Source organism: Urbifossiella limnaea (assembly GCF_007747215.1).
Classification (GTDB): domain Bacteria; phylum Planctomycetota; class Planctomycetia; order Gemmatales; family Gemmataceae; genus Urbifossiella; species Urbifossiella limnaea.
In genome coordinates, this window is record NZ_CP036273.1 from 1,060,457 (window position 1) to 1,077,244 (window position 16,788).

General features: G+C 75.5%; 12 protein-coding genes. 2 read left to right on the forward strand and 10 right to left on the reverse strand.

Annotated elements, in window-relative coordinates:
* Positions 1-67: 67 nt before the first annotated feature.
* Positions 68-3,070: a PVC-type heme-binding CxxCH protein gene (locus tag ETAA1_RS04265; RefSeq protein ID WP_145234614.1), complete on the forward strand. Its 3,003-nt coding sequence runs from the start codon at positions 68-70 to the stop codon at positions 3,068-3,070.
* A 3-nt stretch (positions 3,071-3,073) separates the two neighbouring features.
* Positions 3,074-4,063, forward strand: coding sequence for a polysaccharide deacetylase family protein (locus tag ETAA1_RS04270; protein ID WP_145234616.1), 990 nt, complete (start codon positions 3,074-3,076; stop codon positions 4,061-4,063).
* On the opposite strand, the gene ETAA1_RS04275 is transcribed toward ETAA1_RS04270, so the two are convergent.
* From ETAA1_RS04275 to ltrA, 10 genes are all read right to left on the reverse strand, one after another.
* On the reverse strand, positions 4,064-5,479 hold the full coding sequence (locus ETAA1_RS04275) for a DUF1501 domain-containing protein (protein ID WP_145234618.1): 1,416 nt from the start codon (positions 5,477-5,479) through the stop codon (positions 4,064-4,066).
* A 9-nt stretch (positions 5,480-5,488) separates the two neighbouring features.
* On the reverse strand, positions 5,489-7,984 hold the full coding sequence (locus ETAA1_RS04280) for a PSD1 and planctomycete cytochrome C domain-containing protein (protein WP_145234619.1): 2,496 nt from the start codon (positions 7,982-7,984) through the stop codon (positions 5,489-5,491).
* A 688-nt stretch (positions 7,985-8,672) separates the two neighbouring features.
* Positions 8,673-9,227, reverse strand: a complete 555-nt coding sequence (locus tag ETAA1_RS04285) for a hypothetical protein (RefSeq protein ID WP_145234621.1) — start codon at positions 9,225-9,227, stop codon at positions 8,673-8,675.
* Between the two features lie 75 nt (positions 9,228-9,302).
* Positions 9,303-9,842, reverse strand: coding sequence for a hypothetical protein (locus ETAA1_RS04290; protein ID WP_145234623.1), 540 nt, complete (start codon positions 9,840-9,842; stop codon positions 9,303-9,305).
* A 14-nt stretch (positions 9,843-9,856) separates the two neighbouring features.
* Positions 9,857-11,284: a hypothetical protein gene (locus ETAA1_RS04295; protein WP_145234625.1), complete on the reverse strand. Its 1,428-nt coding sequence runs from the start codon at positions 11,282-11,284 to the stop codon at positions 9,857-9,859.
* Entirely contained in the window at positions 11,284-11,583 is a 300-nt protein-coding gene (locus ETAA1_RS04300) for a hypothetical protein (RefSeq protein ID WP_145234626.1), read from the reverse strand. Before ETAA1_RS04300 ends, ETAA1_RS04295 begins: the two co-directional genes overlap by 1 nt.
* Before the next feature lie 23 nt (positions 11,584-11,606).
* Positions 11,607-12,473: a DUF6744 family protein gene (locus tag ETAA1_RS04305; protein WP_145234628.1), complete on the reverse strand. Its 867-nt coding sequence runs from the start codon at positions 12,471-12,473 to the stop codon at positions 11,607-11,609.
* Between the two features lie 105 nt (positions 12,474-12,578).
* A complete protein-coding gene (locus ETAA1_RS04310; RefSeq protein ID WP_145234630.1) occupies positions 12,579-13,961 on the reverse strand; it encodes a hypothetical protein in 1,383 nt (460 codons plus the stop codon).
* 139 nt (positions 13,962-14,100) lie between these two features.
* Positions 14,101-14,943: a hypothetical protein gene (locus ETAA1_RS04315; RefSeq protein ID WP_145234631.1), complete on the reverse strand. Its 843-nt coding sequence runs from the start codon at positions 14,941-14,943 to the stop codon at positions 14,101-14,103.
* On the reverse strand, positions 14,882-16,669 hold the full coding sequence (gene ltrA, locus ETAA1_RS04320) for a group II intron reverse transcriptase/maturase (RefSeq protein ID WP_145234633.1): 1,788 nt from the start codon (positions 16,667-16,669) through the stop codon (positions 14,882-14,884). The genes ETAA1_RS04315 and ltrA overlap by 62 nt, the downstream gene beginning before the upstream one ends.
* Between the last annotated feature and the right edge of the window lie 119 nt (positions 16,670-16,788).

Genomic DNA, 16,788 nt, shown 5'->3' on the forward strand with positions numbered 1-16,788 from the left:
TGCAATCGTCCTGGATGGGCTCCGCGGGTGGTCGCGGCGGGCGGCGGGGTGCGGTATACTATGCCCGATGCGCGACCGCACCGCCACCCTCCTGCTCGCCGCCGTCGCCGCGGCGGTGCCGTCGGCCCCCGCGGCCGGGCCCGGCGGCGTCCCGCCGGCCGAGGCGGCGCGGCGGATGGCCCCCGCCGACGGGCTGGCGGTGCGCGTGTTCGCGGCCGAGCCGGACGTGCGGCAGCCGATCTTCGTGCGGTGCGACGACCGCGGCCGGGTGTGGACGATCCAGTACCTGCAGTACCCGAACCCGGCCGGCCTCAAGCGGGTGGCGGTGGACCGCTGGTCGCGCACCGTCTACGACCGCGTCCCCGAGCCGCCGCCGCAGGGGCCGCGCGGCGCCGACCGCATCACCATCTGCGAGGACACCGACGGCGACGGCACGGCCGACACGTTCAAGGACTTCGTGGCCGGGTTGAACCTCTGCACCGGGGTCGAGTTTGGCCACCACGGCGTGTACGTGCTCCAGGCGCCGTACCTCCTCCACTACCCCGACCGCGACCGCGACGACGTGCCCGACGCCGACCCCGAGGTGCTGCTGTCCGGGTTCGGCATGGAGGACGCGCAGTCGCTGGCGAACCACCTGACCTGGGGGCCGGACGGCTGGCTGTACGGCCTCAACGGCAGCACCACGACGTGCCGCGTCCGCGGCGTCGAGTTCCAGCAGGGCGTGTGGCGGTACCACCCCGGCACGCGGGAGTTCGAGCTGTTCTGTGAGGGCGGCGGGAACGTCTTCGGCCTCACCTTCGACGACGCCGGCAACCTGTTCTACTCGTCGAACCTCGGCCTGTTCTGGCACGCCTTCCAGGGCGGCTACTACCTGAAGAACGTGGGCAAGCACGGCCCGCTGCACAACCCCTACGCCTACGGCCACCTGTCGCACGTCGCCCACGACGCCCCGACCGGCGGCCCCACCACCGGCGGCACGGTCTACCGCGGCGACAGCTTCCCGCCGCGGTTCCGCGGCCGCTTCCTCGCCGGCGACTTCCTCCGCCACACGGCGTCGAGCTGGGAGCTGAAGCCGAGCGGCGCGACGGTGACGGCGTCGTTCCGCGAACTCCTCCTCGACAGCCGCGACCCGTGGTTCGGTGCGACCGACCTGTGCGTCGGGCCGGACGGCGCGGTGTACGTCGGCGACTTCTACGACAGGCGCACCGCCCACCCCGACCCGGACGCCGACTGGGACCGCTCGAACGGCCGCGTTTACCGCGTGCAGGCCCTCGGCGCGAAGGCGGCGCCGAAGATCGACCTCGGCGCACTCCGGACGGAGGAGTTGGTCGCGCTGCTGCGCCATCCGAACGGCTGGACCGCCGACCGGGCGCGGGTGCTGCTCGCGGGCAGGGCCGGGCGCGAGTCGTGGGCGGCACTCCGCGAACTCGCCCGGGACAAGGAGCCGCGGCTGGCGCTGCGCGGGCTGTGGGCGCTGCACGCCACCGGCGGGCTCGACCAGAAGTTCGCGGAGGAGCTACTGGCGAACCCGTCGGAACACGTCCGCGCGTGGGCCGTGCGCCTGCTCGGCGACAGGAAGGCCGTCTCGCCGCGCCTGGCGGAGCGGTTCGCGGAGTTGGCGAAGTCGGACCCGAGCATCGTGGTGCGGGCGCAGCTCCTCTGCACAGCCCGGCGGCTCCCTTCCGGTCAGGCGCTTCCGGTCGTCGAGCAGGCGCTGCGCCGCGGCGCGGACGTGGGCGACCCGGTGTTGGCCTGGCTGCTGTGGTGGGCGGTCGAGTCGCAGGCGATGGCGGCCGCCGGCCGCGTGACCGCGTTCTTCGCCGAGGCGGAGAATCGCGACCGCCCTGCCGTGCGCGCGAACCTCGGCCGGCTGGTGCGACGCTACGCCGCCGACGGCACCGCGGCCGGCTACCGCGCCGCCCACACCCTGCTCGCGGCCGAGAAGGTGACGCTCCTCCCCGACCTCGACCGCGGGCTCGCCGAGCGAGCTGTCGGCCGGCCGGCCGTGGGCCAGGGCGGGCTGTTCGACGCGCTCGCCGCCCCGGGCCGCGAGCTCCCGCCGCGGAAGTACGACCCGCTCGCGAGCGACCTCGCCGACGTCATCCGCGCCGCCTGGGCGGCCGCACCGGGCGACGCGGTCCGCACCCGGCTGGCGCTCCGCGCCGGCGTCGCCGACGCGCGGGAGCGCGTCCACGCCGACGTTTCGGGTCCGAACACGACGCGGCCGGCGCGGCTCGCCCGGCTCGCCGTCCTGGAAGAACTCGGCGACACGGCGTGCTTGCCCGCCGTACTTCCACACCTCGCCTCGCGCGACGCGGACGTGCAGGCGGCGGCGCTCTCGGTGGTCGCCCGTGTCGGCGGCGCCGAGGCCGGGACCGCCGTCGTGCGGGCGTACCCGGCGCTGCCGGCGGCGCTGAAGCCGCGGGCGCGGGCGGTCCTGTTCGGCCGCGCGGACTGGGCGAAGGGGTTCCTCGCGCTGATCGACGCCCGCACGGTCGCGGCCGCCGACGTGCCGGTCGAACAGGTGCGCCTGCTCGCGCTGCTCGGGGATGCGCCGATCGACGCGGCCGTGCGCAAGCACTGGGGCCGCGTGTCGCCCGGGACGCCGGAGGAGAAGCTGGCGGAGGTGCGCCGCTTCCGCAACGACCTGCGCGCCGGCCCCGGCGACGCCGCCCGCGGCAAGGCGCTGTTCGCCCAGCACTGCGGGGCGTGCCACAAGCTGTTCGGCGAGGGCGGCACGGTCGGGCCGGACCTCACGACCACCAGCCGCGCCGACACCGCCTGGCTGCTGGCGAGCGTCGTCGATCCGGGCGCCGTCGTCCGCGCCCCGTACGTGCCGGTGGCCGTGCGCACCGACGACGGCGTGGTCCGCACGGGAATCGTCGCCGAGCAGGACGGCGCGAGCCTGACCCTCGTGGACGCGAAGGCCGAGCGGACGCGCGTCCCGCGCGAGCGGATCGAGTCCGTGCGCGACCTGTCGGCGTCGCTGATGCCCGAGAAGCTCCTCGACGCGCTCACGCCGCAGGAGCGCCGCGACCTGTTCCGCTACCTCCAGCAGCCGGGGAGGTGACCCGTGCCCGTCTCGCGCCGCCGGTTCCTCTCGGCCGTCACCGCCGGCGGCGTCGCGTCCGCCGCCGGGCTGTCGGTCGCCCAGCCGCGGCCGCGGCCCGCGCTCGTGGCGATCACGCTCGACCTGGAGATGTCGGCCGAGTACCCGCGCCGCGGCATGACCGAGTGGAATTACCGCAAGGGCGACCTCGACGCCGACACGAAGCGGTACGCGGTCCGCGCCGCGGAGGAGGCGAAGGGGCTCGGCGGGCTCGTCCACTTCTTCGCGCTCGGGCAGACGCTGGAACAGGAGGATGCGGGCTGGCTGAAGGACCTTGCCGCGGCCGGACACCCGGTCGGCAACCACACCTACGACCACGTCAACCTGCTGGCGCGGACACTGGACGACGTTCAGTTCCGCTTCCGCCGCGCGCCGTGGCTCGTCCGCGGGAAGACGGTCGCCGAGGTGATCGAGCAGAACGTCGAGGCGGCCACGGCCGCGCTGAAGGAGCGGTGCGGCATCACGCCGAACGGGTTCCGCACGCCGGGCGGGTTCGCGACCGGCCTGCGCGACCGCGCCGACCTGCAGCGGATGCTGCTGCGGCAGGGCTTCACCTGGGTCAGCTCGCTCTACCCGCCGCACCCGTGCGGCACGCCGAAGGTCGAACCCGGCGCGGACGTGTACGCCGCGATCGTCCGCGCGCAGGCGGCGGCCCAGCCGTTCGCGTACCCGTCGGGGCTGGTCGAGGTGCCGATGAGCCCGGTCAGCGACGTGACCGCGTTCCGCACCCACTACTGGAAGCTGGAGTGGTTCCTGAAGGCCGTCCGGCTGGCCGTCGAGGAGGCGGTCCGCACCGGGGGCTGCTTCGACTTCCTGGCGCACCCGTCGTGCCTGGTGGTGGAGGACCCGACGTTCGAGGCGGTGAAGCTGATCTGCGGGCTGGTGCGGGACGCGGGGCCGCGGGCGGCGCTGGTCGGCCTCGACCGCTTCGCCGCCCGCGCGGGGAAGGGGTAGTCAGGTGCAGATGGCGCGGATGACCTCGCCGTGGTCGGCGTCGAGGCGCTTGCGGCCGGGCACGTCGAGGCGGGCCGGGTCGAGGCCGAGGCGGTCGAGCACGGTGGCGTGGATGTCCGTCACGTAGTGCGGGTGCTCGACCGCGTGGAACCCGAGTTCGTCCGTCGCCCCGTGGATCACGCCGCGCTTGATGCCGGCCCCGTAGAACCACACCGTGAACCCGTGCGGGTGGTGGTCGCGGCCGGTCGGCATCTTGTACGCGTCCCGCGTCTCCAGACCCGGCGTCCGGCCGAACTCGGTGCAGCACACGACCAGCACGTCCTCGTCCAGCCCCTTCCGCTTCAGGTCCTTCACGAGCCCGGCGAGCGGCCTGTCCACGCGGGCGGCGCTGCGGGCGTGCAGGTTCCGCAGGTCGTTGTGCGAGTCCCACTCGCCGTAGTCGCTGAGGTACACCAGCGTGAACCGCACGCCGCTCTCCGCCAGCCGGCGCGCGGCCAGGAGCCGACGGCCGTACACGGCGGTGGTCGGGTTGTCGATGCCGTACAGCGCCTGCACCTTCGCCGGCTCGCGGTTCAGGTCGAGGACGCCCGGCACCGCCCGCTGCATGCGGAACGCCAGCTCGTAGGCGCGGACGCGGGCGCGGGTCTGCTCGTCGTCCGGGTGGCGGGCGGCGGCGAGGCGGTTGAACTCGCCGGCCAGGTCGAACACCTGCGCCTGCTCCTCGGCCGACACGCCCGGCCCGCGGGCGGCGAACGGCAGCGGCCGGGCCGGGTCCAGCGACAGTTCGACCCCGGCGTGGCGCGGGCCGAGGTAGTCGGCGGCAAAATCCTTCTTCACCCGCACGTCCTTGTACTGCCCGAGGAACACGAACGACGGCAGGTCGTCGTTCAGGCTGCCGAGGCCGTGGCTGGCCCACGCCCCGATGGTCGGCTGCTGCTCGTCGAGCTGGTGCCGGCCGGTGTGCATCTGGAACTCGGCCCCGTGGTCGTTGTCGGTCGTGTACATCGACCGCACGAACGCCAGCTCGTCGGCCACCCCGGCGACGTTCGGGAACCAGTCGGCGACGTCGATGCCGAGGCTGCCGTGCCGCTGGAAGCCGACCTGGAGCGGGAAGATTTTGGGGTACGGCCGGGTGCCGCCGACCACGTCGCGCGAGTGCTTCGCGAACAGCGGCGACCGGAGCGGGTCGGGGTACGGCGTCTCCGCGAACGTCTTCCCGGCGTAGCGCGTGAGCGCGGGCTTGGGGTCGAAGCTCTCCACGTGGCTGACCCCGCCGGACAGGAACACCCAGATCACCGACTTCGCCTTCGGCGCGTGGTGGGTCGGGGCGGCGTGGGCGTCGCGGCGGAGCATCGCCCCGAGGGCGAGGCTGCCGAACCCGAGCCCGGCGTCGGCGAGGAACGTGCGGCGGCGCATCGGCGGTCCTCAGCGGACGGTGACGAAGTCGGTGTGGTTGAACAGCGCCAGCACGAGGTTGGCGCGGGCCGCCGGCAGCGCCCGCTGCCGCGCGAGGAACGCCGCCGAGGCGGCGGACTCGTCGGCGTGCGGCGGCCGGCCGAGCACGCGCTCGAACGCGGCCCGCACGAACCCCTCGTCGGCCGCGGGGAGTTTCACGGCCAGCGCGCGGCTCGTCCGCAGGGCCAGCTCGCTGTTCGTCAGCGCGAGCGCCTGCTGCGGCAGCACCGACGTGGTGCGGCGGTACGCGTCGCACGGGTTGGCGGCGTCGAACAGGTCGAGGAACTCGGTACGCGCCTCGCCGTGGTGCGCGAGGTAGAGGCTCCGCCGCCGCGAGGTCAGCCCCTGGTCCTGGGGGATCTCCGGGCCGCCGGCCGTGAGGTCGAGTTCCCCGGCGGCCGCGAGGAGGCCGTCGCGGACGGCCTCGGCTTCAAGGCGGAGCGTGGGGAACTTCCACAGGAAGACGTTGTCCGGGTCGGCCGCCGCGGCCGGCGCCCCGGCGCCCGCGGACGACATCCGGTAGGCCCGGCTGGTCACGATCAGCCGGTGCAGGGGCTTCATCTTCCAGCCGTTGTCCGCCAGCTCGGCGGCGAGCCAGTCGAGGAGCTCGGGGTGGCTCGGCGGCGAGCCGCTGCGGCCGAAGTTGTTGGTCGTTTCGACCAGCGGCCGGCCGAAGTGCCCGGCCCAGATGTGGTTCGCCGCCACGCGGGCCGTCAGCGGGTTGTCGCGGCCGGTGATCCACCGGGCGAGGGCCGTGCGGCGGCCGCTGCTCGTCCTCGCGGGGTAGACGTGGGTCAGCGGGGTGTAGCCGGTCACGGGCGCGTCGAGCGCCTTCACCGCAGCGTCGAGTTTCGCCCGCGCGGCTGGGGCGCCCTTCTCATCCGCACGCAGGAGCGCCAGCCGGGCCGCGTTCGCCGCGTGCCGCCGCTCGGCCCGGCCGGCGGCTTCGGTCGCGGCCTTCGGGTCGCCCTCCGCCCCGAGGTGAATCACGTCGTCCGCGGCGATCCGGGCGGTGAGCGCCGCGAGGTCCGAGCCGGCGGCGGTCCACGCGGCCTCGCCGGTGCGGAGGTCGCCCCCGGTCGCCAGCGCCGCGCCCGCGGCCACGAGCGCGAGTTCGCGCTTCTCGCGCTCCTCCCGGCGGACGAACGCCTTCGCCCCGGAGTACCACGCCGCCGCGGGCAGCGAAACCGGCTCGACCTTGAACACGCCGCCGAGCGCCGCCGGCACTCCCGGCGCCACCGGCTCGCGGTCCTTCACCACGTTCCGCTCGTCGCCGCCGGTGTAGAAGTGCGTCTTCGCCTCGGGCCGATCCTCGGCCACCCGCACCATCCCGGACGTGATCGGCTTGTACGCCGCCCCGTAGCTGTACTTCGGGTACACCCCCGGGTCGGCCTCGCCCGGCCAGCGGTCGTGGCGGATTTCCAGCGGCTCGAAGACGGCGCGGAAGCGGAAGTACTCCGCCTGCGTGACCGGGTCGTACTTGTGGTCGTGGCAGTGGCAGCAGTTGAGCGTGAGGCCCAAGAAAGCCTTCGCCGTGTGCTCCACGTTGTCCCGCATCCAGTTGTTGTAATTCCACCGGAAGAAGTTCCGCACCAGGAACCCGGTGGCCACGGCCTCGGCGTCGTCGCCCGGGGCCAGCTCGTCGGCCGCGAGCATCAGGCGGACCATCTCGTCGTACCCGCGGTCGGCGTTGAGCGACCGCACGGTCCAGTCGCGCCACCGCCACACCTGGCCGTAGCTGTTGAGCACGTCCGGCACGGACCGCCGCCCGTACCAGTCGGAGTACCGCCACACGTCGAGCCAGCGCCGGCCCCAGCGCTCGCCGTACTGCGGCGACGCGAGCAGCCGATCGACCACCCGCTCGTAGGCGTCCGGCGCCGGGTCGGCGAGGAAGGCCCGGACCTCCTCCGGGCTCGGCGGCAGCCCGACGAGGTCGAAGTGGACGCGGCGGAGGAGTGTGGCCCGGTCGGCCTCGGGGAGCGGGTCGAGCCCGCGCTTCCCGCGCTCGGCCGCGAGGAAGGAGTCGATCGGGTTGCCGGGTCCGGGCGCCGCGGGCCGCTTCACCGGCTGGAACGCCCAGTGCTTCGCCGGGTCTTCCTCGGGCCGCTCGTCCGCCGGCCCCTTCGCGCCTTCCGCGATCCACGTCCGCAGCGTCGTGATCTGCTCGGTCGTGAGTCGCTTCCCTTCCGGCGGCATCCGCGCGGCCTCGTCCGGGTCGCAGAGACGGGCGACGAGCGGGCTGCCGGTCGGGTCGCCGGCCTTCACCGCCGGCCCGGACCGTCCCCCGGTCGTCATCAGGGCGACGGTGTCGAGCCGCAGCTTCCCCTTCTGCTTGAGCGCCCCGTGGCAGGCGTAGCACCGCTCCCGGAGGAGCGGCTTGACCTCGCGGGCGTAATCCACCGGCGCGGCGGCGCCGCCGCGACACACGGTCAGGCAGGCGAGGGTGGCGAGGGACCAGCGTGTCATCGGTCACACCCGGGGGCGGCCGGCCCGCCCCCGTCCTCGCGGGGGTACGGGTCACCCGAACAGACCCATTAGAATCACCTCGGCCCCGCCGCACAATGACCGCCCCGGGATTCGGCCCGCCGCCGGGTCTACGGCCTCCATCCCCGCGGTACTGGTGGTCGCCGGGCCGCACTCGCCGTTCCCCGGAGGGCGGCTCCCCCGCAGGACGGAACGAGTGATCCGGTCGTCCCCGGCTCACCCGGCCGGCGAAGGGGTGCGACCAGGTGGTGTCACGCACGAAGTGGATGCGGGCCCGCCCCCCGCCGCCGGGTGCGCCCGCGCACGGGGCGTCGGCGGGCGGGCACCCGTCATCCCCGCCGTCGCCGACCCGGCACCCGGGGGCCGGCGTCGAGGGGCCTTCACCCGCGAGCCACCGGCGACCGACGGACCGGCCGCGAGTTGGCGCCGGTGCGGTAGTCGGTCGCCCAGGCTCCAGCCCGGTCTGCGGACGTAGTGTGGAGGCGCCGCCATTCTTGGGCGCGTCCACCGCCCGGGTGGTGCAAGGGCTAAAGGAAGGCCGTCCCCGCCCGCCGGCCGGCGGGCGGGGACGACACGACCGGGAGGAACCGGTTCTCACGGCGCGCGGGCTTGCACGCCCCGGCGGGGGCGCGCGGACCGGCCGTCGAAGTCGCCGGGTCCGGCGGGCGGGTCAGAGGAGGCCGTACCGGCGGGCGGCGGCCCGGGCCCACAGCCCGCCCTGGACGGCCAGGGCCAGCCCCGACCCGCCGACCCCGGCGACCGAGGCGGCCACCGCCGGCGGGGCCAGGTACACCGCGGCCCCGACGAGTACGCCGGCCGCGGCCGCGACCAGCAGCGGCGTCCGCAGCCGCCACCCGAGCCGGGCGGTCCGGCCCGCGGCCGCGACGGCCGGGGCGACGTCCCGATACCGGGCGGCCACCGCCGGCCGGACCCGGTCGCGGAGGGCGGCCAGCCGGGCCTTCAGCCGCACCCACGCCGCCGGCGGGGGCGGTGCCGATTGTGGAGGCGCGTCCACAGTTCTCGGGGCGGCCAGCCGCGCCCGCAGGTCGGGGCTGGTGAGCACCTCGATGACCGCCTCGCGGACGGCCGCGCGGGCGCCGTCCCGGCAGGCGTCGGCCACCGCCTCGTTCAGGTTCACGGCCAGCAGGTCGATCAGGCCGTCGAGCCGGTCGAGCTGGTCGGCCAGCTGCCGGCGGGGCCGGCCGTTCGTCGTCGTCGCGGTCATGTCGCGTCCTCCTCGAACGGTTGAGGGTTCGGGCGGGGAGACGGGCGGCGGCCCGGTCGGGCCGCCGCGGGGGAATCAGTCGCGGGCGGGGCGGCCCAGGGCCGCGGCGGCGGCCGCCAGGTCGACGGCCGCGGCCAGCACCGCCGCCCCGGCCCGGCCGGCCGGGCCGCTGGCGGCCACGCCCAGGGCGACGGCCGCCCCGACGGCGGCGGCCGCGGGGACCGACCCGCCCCGGCCGACCCACCACCGGGCGGCGGCCCACCCGGCGGCGGCCGCCGCGGCCGGGGCGTCGGCGGACGGCTCGTCCGCGCCCGGGTCGGGCGGCCGGTCCCGGCCCGGGGCGCCCGGCGGGGCGGACCCGTCGAACCCGTCGGCCGGGTCGTCGTCCCACCACCCCTCGTCGCTCCGGGCCGCGGCGCGGCCCGCGGCCGCCCGGGGTATCGGGCGGGGCGCGGCGAGCGGGGGCGGCACGGTGAGCGCGAGGGCGGCCGCCTCGCGGGCGGCCGCCCCGACCGCCCGGGCGACCTCTCCGGCCAGGGCGACGCGGGCCCGCCCGCGGAGGTCGGTCAGCGCCCCCGCCAGCCGGCGGAGGGGGTCGGTCAGTACGTCGTGCATGCGCGTCTCCTCGGTCACGGGCGGTCGGGTGTCAGGTTCAGGGCCCGGAGGCTCGACCACGCCTGGGTCAGGGCCTTCTGCTCCCGCCGGCGGTGCTTCAGGGCGGCCACCAGCCGCCCGGCGCGGGCGGCCGCCTCGGCCAGCGCGGCGCGCAGGGCCTCGGCCTCGGCCAGCGGGTCGGGGGCCTCGGCCGGCGGCGGGTCGGCCCGGCCCGGGCCGGGCACCCCGGTCGTGTCGGGCGGTGGCATCGTGGTCCTCCGTTCGGGTCGGGGGTGTACCGGCCCGTGGGCAGCCGGGTCGGTGTGGGTGACGCGGGCGGCGGGGTCGGGGGCGACGGCCGCGTCCGGGTCGAGGGCGACGGTGACGAGCGTCAGCCCGGCCCCCTCGAACGCCACCGGGCGGCCGCCCCCGGCCGTCCGGACGGTGTGGCACCCGAGCCGCAGCGCGCGGCGGAGTGCCGCCCGGTCGACGGCCACGCGGGCCGGCGGACCGGCGGCCGGGGACCGGCTCAGGCGGAGTTCGGCCACCCCGTCCGGCCCCCGCGCCCGGACGGCCACGCCGCCGTCGAGGTCGAGGGTGACGGGCCGGCCCTCCCCGTCCGCCCCCGGCAGCCCGGGGAGGGCGGCGAGGACCGCCGCGGCGTCGGCGGCGTCGAGCCCGGCGACGGCCCCGGCGCCCGCCCGCGGCACGACCCCGTCGAGGTCCGGGTACCGCCCGCCGGCGTCGGCCGGGAGCCACACGGTCCACGGCCCGGCCCGGACGGCCAGGTGTCCGCCGGCGCGGCCGACGTGGACGGCGGCCGTCCCGGCCAGCTCGCGGCACCCGAACGCCGGGACGGCCGGGACGAGGAGGTCCTCCCCGAACGGGAACTCGAACCCGCCGGCGACCAGCGCGGTCCGGCCGTCGGTGCCGACCACCGCGCCGGCCCCGCCCCGGACCTGGACGCGGTGGAGGGCGTACCGGCCGGGGTCGCGGGCCGCCGTCCGCCCGCACTCGTGCAGGGCGGCCAGCAGTCGGGGCGGCACGGGGTGCCACTCGGCCGGGTCCGGCGGCGGGTCGTCCGGGCGACCGGGGGATGGCGCCTCGAACGGGAGCGACCGGGGCGTGCCCGCGTCGACCCACCGGGCCTCCCCCGAATGCCCGCCCGAAACCCGCAACTCGACGGGCCCGGCCCCGGCCCCTTCGACCGCCTCCAGCACAGCCATCGGGGCGACCAGGACCCCCGCGGGTCCCGGCGGGGCCGGGGTGGTCACGCCCAGGGTCACGCCGTCGAACCGGGCGGTCAGGGTGACCGTGTCGCCGGACGCCCGGGCGACGACCGGCGGGGCCGGGCCGCGCCGGCGGCCGGCGGCACACGTCGCGGCGACCGCCCGGAACCGCCGGGCCAGGTCGCGGGTGATCACGACCACGGCGCTCACTCCCGCCGGGGTTCGAGCGATCATCAGTCGACCTCCCAGCCGGCAGCCACCAGCTCGTCCCCCGAGTCGAACGCCTCCCGCGGCGAGGCGAGGAGGGCCGGGAGCGTCGGCGGCAGCGCGTAGAGGTTCGTGAGGAACACGGTGGCGGAGTACCCGGTCAGGCCGACAGCCCCCCGGGCGTCGAACAGCACCCCCAGCTCGGCGGCCCCGCGGGCCCGCCGGACGAGGGGGAGGAACGGCCACGCCGGCCACAGGGCCGGCGTAGCGACGAGCAGCCGGTGCCGGGCGACGGACACCGGCCCGGGTGCGGACGGAACGGACATGGCGATCCTCGTGCGTGTGCGGTTCAGGCACCGACGGGAGCCGGGGCCAGGGCCTCGACCTTGGCGCGGAGCTCCCGCTGGGCGGCGGCCAGCTCCCGCTCCAGCCGCCCCCGCTCGTCGGCCAGGTACTCGGCGTACGCCTCCACCTTGAACCGCGCCGCGCGGATCTTCTCGGCCGCCCGCTCGACCGTCCCCGGGCGGGTGTCGGCGTCGAACCCGGCCACCGCCCGGCGGTAGTCGGCGATCAGCCCGGACAGCCCGTCGGCCACCGCCTCCTTCACGGACCGGTCGCCCTCGGGGGTGCCGGCCGGGACCGGGAAGCGAAGGGTCTGGCCGTTGAGCCGGCCGAGCATCGCCTGGACCTTGTCCACGAAGGCGGCGTGCCGCGCCGGGACGAAGTAGACGCCCCCCTGGGGCCGCACCGGGAACAGGTCGGCGTGGCGGTCGAACAGCTTCTGGATCACTCTGGTGACATCCGCCCCGCTGCGGGCGTCGATCGCCCGGTCGAGCTCCTCCTGGGCCAGCGTCGCCAGCCCCGGGAGGTCGCACCTCACCGTGCCGGTCTTCTTGTCGAGGGTGAGCATCGTCTCCAGCTCGTACTCGAACCGGTCGCCGTCGCGGGACTCGGCCGTGAACTGGAAGGTGACGGTGGCGTCGTCCTCGCCGACCTGGCGGATGATGCGGCGGTCGCACAGCTTCTTGCAGGCGCGGGTGAAGGCGTGGCGGGGGGCCAGCTCGCGGGCGACGCCCTCGTCGAGGCCGGCGTCGCGGAGGGCGGTGAGCAGCGCCGGGTGGGTGACGGCGACGCCGGCGCACGTCCAGGCGATCACCTCCCCGAGGAGGCGGGTGCCGGCGGGCAGCGCGGGCGGGGCCGGGCGGGTCGAGGTCATGGCGGAGTCCTTTCGTGTTCGGGAGGGAACCGGGAACGTCACCGCCCGCGGACCCGCCCCGGGCGGGCCGGCGGCGCGTCGCAGGCGGCGGGAAACGACGTGGGGTCAGACGGACAGGGCGCGGCCGACGGCCGGGTCGTCTGGCGAGAGGGCGGCGACGCGGTGGCACTCGTCGCTGACGCGGGCCAGGTCGCCCGGCTCGCTCCCGACGACGAGCGACACCACCCGGGCCTTGACCGCCCGCCGCCAGGCGTTGAACCGGGCGGCCAGGTCGGCCGGGATCTGGCAGAGGGCGTCGGTGACGAACAGGACGTCGGTCACCCCCGGCGGGGCGCCGAGCCGGCGGTAGTAGTCGGGCAACTCCCGGATCGGCAGGTCGAGCGACGACCCGCGGCCGAGGAAGGCGGCCACCCAGTCGCACAGCGCCGCCTCGTCCCACCGGCCGGGCGGGAGGGTGAGGAGCCGCTCGCCGGTGTCCCCGGCGTAGGCGACGAGGCCGCACCACCGCCGCTGCCGGCGGGCGACCCACGCCAGGGCCAGGGCCAGGGCCTTGGCCGTCTCGGCCTTGGCCCCCTGCATGCTGCCGCTCTCGTCCACGACGGCGATGACCGGCCCCTTTCCCGCCGGCTCGACGGCATGGTGCTCGCGACACAACGCCTGGTGCTCGGCGACCCGCCGCAGGGTTTCCAGCTCCAGCTCCGGGACCACGAGCCGCGCCAGCTCGCTCGTCAGCAGCCGGCCGACGTCGCCGCCGGTGGTGACCCCGACGACGTCGTCGACCCCGTGGGCGGCCTTCATCCGCTGCCGGGACTGGGCGACCCGGCGGAACCGCCCGGCCAGGTCGCACACCCGCCGCAGGCCCGGGTCCGAGCGCACCCGCCGGAACAGCGCGGCCACGGCCCCCGGGTCGACCGAGCCGGGACCGCCCGCCCCGAGGCCGAGCCCGAGCGCGGCGGCCGCGTCGAACACCTCGCCGACCTCCTTCCCGGCCTCGGCCGCGGCCCGGGCGGCGGCCCGAAGAGCAGCCATCTCCCGCCCGGCCGGGTCGGGGTCGGGGCGGGCGGCCTGCTCGCCCGCCAGCGCCGCGAACTGCTCGGCGAAGGCGACCGCGGCGACGGCCGCGGCCGGGTCGCACAGGGCGGTGGCGGCGTGCAGCGCCCGGTAGTCCGGGGTGTCGAACAGCTGGGCCAGGAACTCGCGGCGGAGCGGGTCGGCGCAGGCCGGGGCGAGCCGCGGGTCGGGGTCGAAGGCGGCGGCCAGGAAGTCGGCCGCGGCCGGCTCCCCGGGGTCGAGCCGCCGGAGCCGGTCGCTGTCGGCCAGGAGGTCCCGCCCGCGGCGGAGGGCCCAGGCGTCGAGCTCCAGGGCGGTCGGGCCGGCGGGTACCCCGGGCGGGCTGTCCGCCGGGGAGAGGAGCGGGGCGTCCGGGCCGGCGGGCGGGGCGTCCTCGCCCCCGAGGTCGAGGAGCCGGAGCAGGTCGTCGGGGGTCATGGCGCCCCCCGGGGTTGCCGGCCGGCCGGCCGGGCGCGGGGGGACTCGCGGGCGGTCACAGGTGACCTCCTTCGTCGTGGGTGTGGGGTTGAGGGATGAGTCGGGACGGGCGGGACCGGGCGGGGGAGACGGGTCGGGGTCAGATCGCCTCGATGGAGGCGAGCTTGAGCTTCTTGAGCTGGTCCTTGACGTACGCCCGGGCCCGCTCGACCCGGCCGTTCCCGGTCACCGCCGCCAGCTGCCGCTCGATCTCGGCCAGCTTGGCCGCGGCCGTGGCGGCGCTCGTGAGGTTGCGGGCGTCGGTCGCGGCGAGCACCTGCTCGGCCTCGACCAGGAGGGCCGTCACTCGCATCCCGGCCGGGTTGGCGACCTTCGCGATCACCCGGGCGCAGGCCGCCGGCTGCTCCTCCGGGTCGTCCCACAGGACGCTGGCCAGCACCTCCAGGTGCTCGGGCTCGACCCGGTCGGCTCCGCCCAGCCAGGCGAACGCCCGGGCGACCCCGACCGCCTTCCGCTGCCGCCGGTCGCCCGGCCGCACCCCCTCCTTGGCCAGCTCCCGGAGGACCGTCTCCATCGCGTCCTTCGCGTCGTCCGCCCACGGGAGGGCGGCCGCCTCCCGGCCGGCCTGGTCGACCTCGGCCGGGGTGACGGTCGCGGCGAGGGCCGGGGTCAGGTCGTCGGCCCACAGGAGCCGCTTCCGCCCGTCCCCGCTCATCACCGGGCGGACGGCCTTGCGCAGCGCGAACCGGTCGAACACGGCGGCCAGCTCCTTGCCGCCCTCGAACGCGCTCGGCCACTCGTTCGACGCGGCCACGCACAGCCGGAGCGGGACCGGGCGGGCGACCCCGCCGCCGTCGTCGAACGTCCGCTCGTTGAGGACGCGGAGGAGGGTGTTGAGGATGGCGCTCGACGCCTGTTGCCTAAGCCGGGGTATCGCTACCCAGACTCGGCTCCAGAACCGGACGTGCGAGTTTCCCCGCATCCGGCTCCTCAGTTCCTTGGTACTTGTCACGTACACCTCGCTTGTCTTCCGACGTTTTCCCGTGGTGACAGTGACGGTGAAGTAGCTGGAGGTTGCTCACGCTGTTCGTCCCGCCCTGCGAGCGGGCCCGCAGATGGTCCACCTCCGTCGCGTCACCGTGCTCGAAGTACAGTCCGCATCGGGGGCACATGCCCCGCTGCCGCTTCAGCAGCCGGGCGACCCACGGCATCACGCCGGGGTAGTGTCCAAGCCGACCGCTCCAATACAGCCAGTCCCCGTCGAACGGGCTGCGGGCACCTTGCACCTTCGCGTGCCGCACGATCTTGGTCTGCTCGTGCCGCACCAGGCGCAACCGGAACGTCTGGTTCTCGAACCGCCATCCCTGACCGGGGACGATCCGCCAGTACCGCTCCGCCGCCCACTTCTTGCCCTTGCCGGGGTGACGGCGATAGCACCAGCGCAGGAGCCGCCGGAACAGCACCGTGCCGATCTTCGAGAAGGACCGCTTGCTGTTGGCGATGGAGAAGTAGTTGCTCCACCCCCGGATCAGCGGGTTCAGCGACCCGATCAGGGTGACCTGATGCGCGTCCTGATACCGTTCGATCACCTCCCGCAGGCGGGCGTAGTGCCGCTTCAACGACTCCTTGCTGGGCCGGATGAGGGTCTTGAACCCGAGCTTCTTCCCGTTGGTGCTACACCCGGATCGCGACGCCCCCGCGGGGAACTGTCGGACGGTGAACCCCAGGAAGTCGAACCCGGCACGGCCGCCCTCCTCGCGGAGGGTGTGGCCGATCCGGGTCTTGCTCGGCTTCAACTCCAGCCCCATCTCGCGCAACCACTCGGTCACGATCTGTTGGCACTGCTCGACGACCGCCCGGTCCTTGTGAAGGACCACGAAGTCGTCGGCGTAGCGGATCACGTCCGGCACCGCGGTGTTGGACCGGGTGCCGGGGATGTGTCGCCGGGGGAATCGTTCCCGGAGCAGGGTCTCCAGACCGTGGAGCGCGATGTTCGCCAGCAGCGGCGAGATCGCGCCGCCCTGCGGCGTCCCCTCTTCGGTTGGGAAAAGGGTGTCGCCGTCCAGTACGCCCGCCTTGAGCCACGCTCGGAGTTGGCGGGCGAGGGCCGGGAAGGTGTTCACCTTCCGCAGCAGGGCCTCGTGGTCGATCCGGTCGAAGCACTTCGCGATGTCGGCGTCGAGGACGTACTTGTCCTTCCGGCCGACCGCGATGTAGATCGCCATGATCGCGTCCCAGCAGGACCGACCGGGGCGGAACCCGTAGCTGTTGGGCTCGAACCTGGCTTCCCATTCGGGTTCCAGCGCGAACCGGACCAGGGTCTGCAACGCCCGGTCGTGGATCGTCGGGATGCCCAGCGGGCGGAGTTCGTCGGTCCCCGGCTTGGGGATGTGAACCCGTCGCACCGGGTCGGCTTCGTCGGACAGGCGTAGCGAAGCCGCCACCGCAAGACGCGCGCGGGGGTGAAGTGACTTGACCCCATCGACGCCGGCGGTGTTCTTCCCGCCGTTGTCCTGCGTCACCCTTCGGACCGCCAACAGCTTGGCCGCTCGGTTGGCCAGCAAGAGCTTTTGGAGCTTGCGAACAGAACTCGTGTCGCCTCGGGTCGAGGCTCGGTAGATCCGCTTTTGGAGCTTGAAGACGTCCCGCTCGATCTGGGACCAGGGGAGCGTCTCCCACCCATCCATCGGACTCTCGTCCGTGGTCATGGTGTCTGAACTCGTACTCACAGCCCTACCTCCCAAGGAACCGTGCCCACGTCAGCATGTCCCCGGGCTTTCCCCGGGGCGTTCGCTTCTTGGGCAATCCCACCCGGCCGCGACATGCG

Bases quoted from the DNA above. Each gene is read 5' to 3' on its own strand.
- ETAA1_RS04265 (WP_145234614.1), top strand. From the start codon at position 68: ATGCGCGACCGCACCGCCACCCTCCTGCTCGCCGCCGTCGCCGCGGCG.
- ETAA1_RS04275 (WP_145234618.1), bottom strand. From the start codon at position 5,479: ATGCGCCGCCGCACGTTCCTCGCCGACGCCGGGCTCGGGTTCGGCAGC.
- ETAA1_RS04280 (WP_145234619.1), bottom strand. From the start codon at position 7,984: ATGACACGCTGGTCCCTCGCCACCCTCGCCTGCCTGACCGTGTGTCGC.
- ETAA1_RS04285 (WP_145234621.1), bottom strand. From the start codon at position 9,227: ATGACCGCGACGACGACGAACGGCCGGCCCCGCCGGCAGCTGGCCGAC.
- ETAA1_RS04290 (WP_145234623.1), bottom strand. From the start codon at position 9,842: ATGCACGACGTACTGACCGACCCCCTCCGCCGGCTGGCGGGGGCGCTG.
- ETAA1_RS04295 (WP_145234625.1), bottom strand. From the start codon at position 11,284: ATGATCGCTCGAACCCCGGCGGGAGTGAGCGCCGTGGTCGTGATCACC.
- ETAA1_RS04300 (WP_145234626.1), bottom strand. From the start codon at position 11,583: ATGTCCGTTCCGTCCGCACCCGGGCCGGTGTCCGTCGCCCGGCACCGG.
- ETAA1_RS04305 (WP_145234628.1), bottom strand. From the start codon at position 12,473: ATGACCTCGACCCGCCCGGCCCCGCCCGCGCTGCCCGCCGGCACCCGC.
- ETAA1_RS04310 (WP_145234630.1), bottom strand. From the start codon at position 13,961: ATGACCCCCGACGACCTGCTCCGGCTCCTCGACCTCGGGGGCGAGGAC.
- ETAA1_RS04315 (WP_145234631.1), bottom strand. From the start codon at position 14,943: ATGCGGGGAAACTCGCACGTCCGGTTCTGGAGCCGAGTCTGGGTAGCG.
- ltrA (WP_145234633.1), bottom strand. From the start codon at position 16,669: ATGACCACGGACGAGAGTCCGATGGATGGGTGGGAGACGCTCCCCTGG.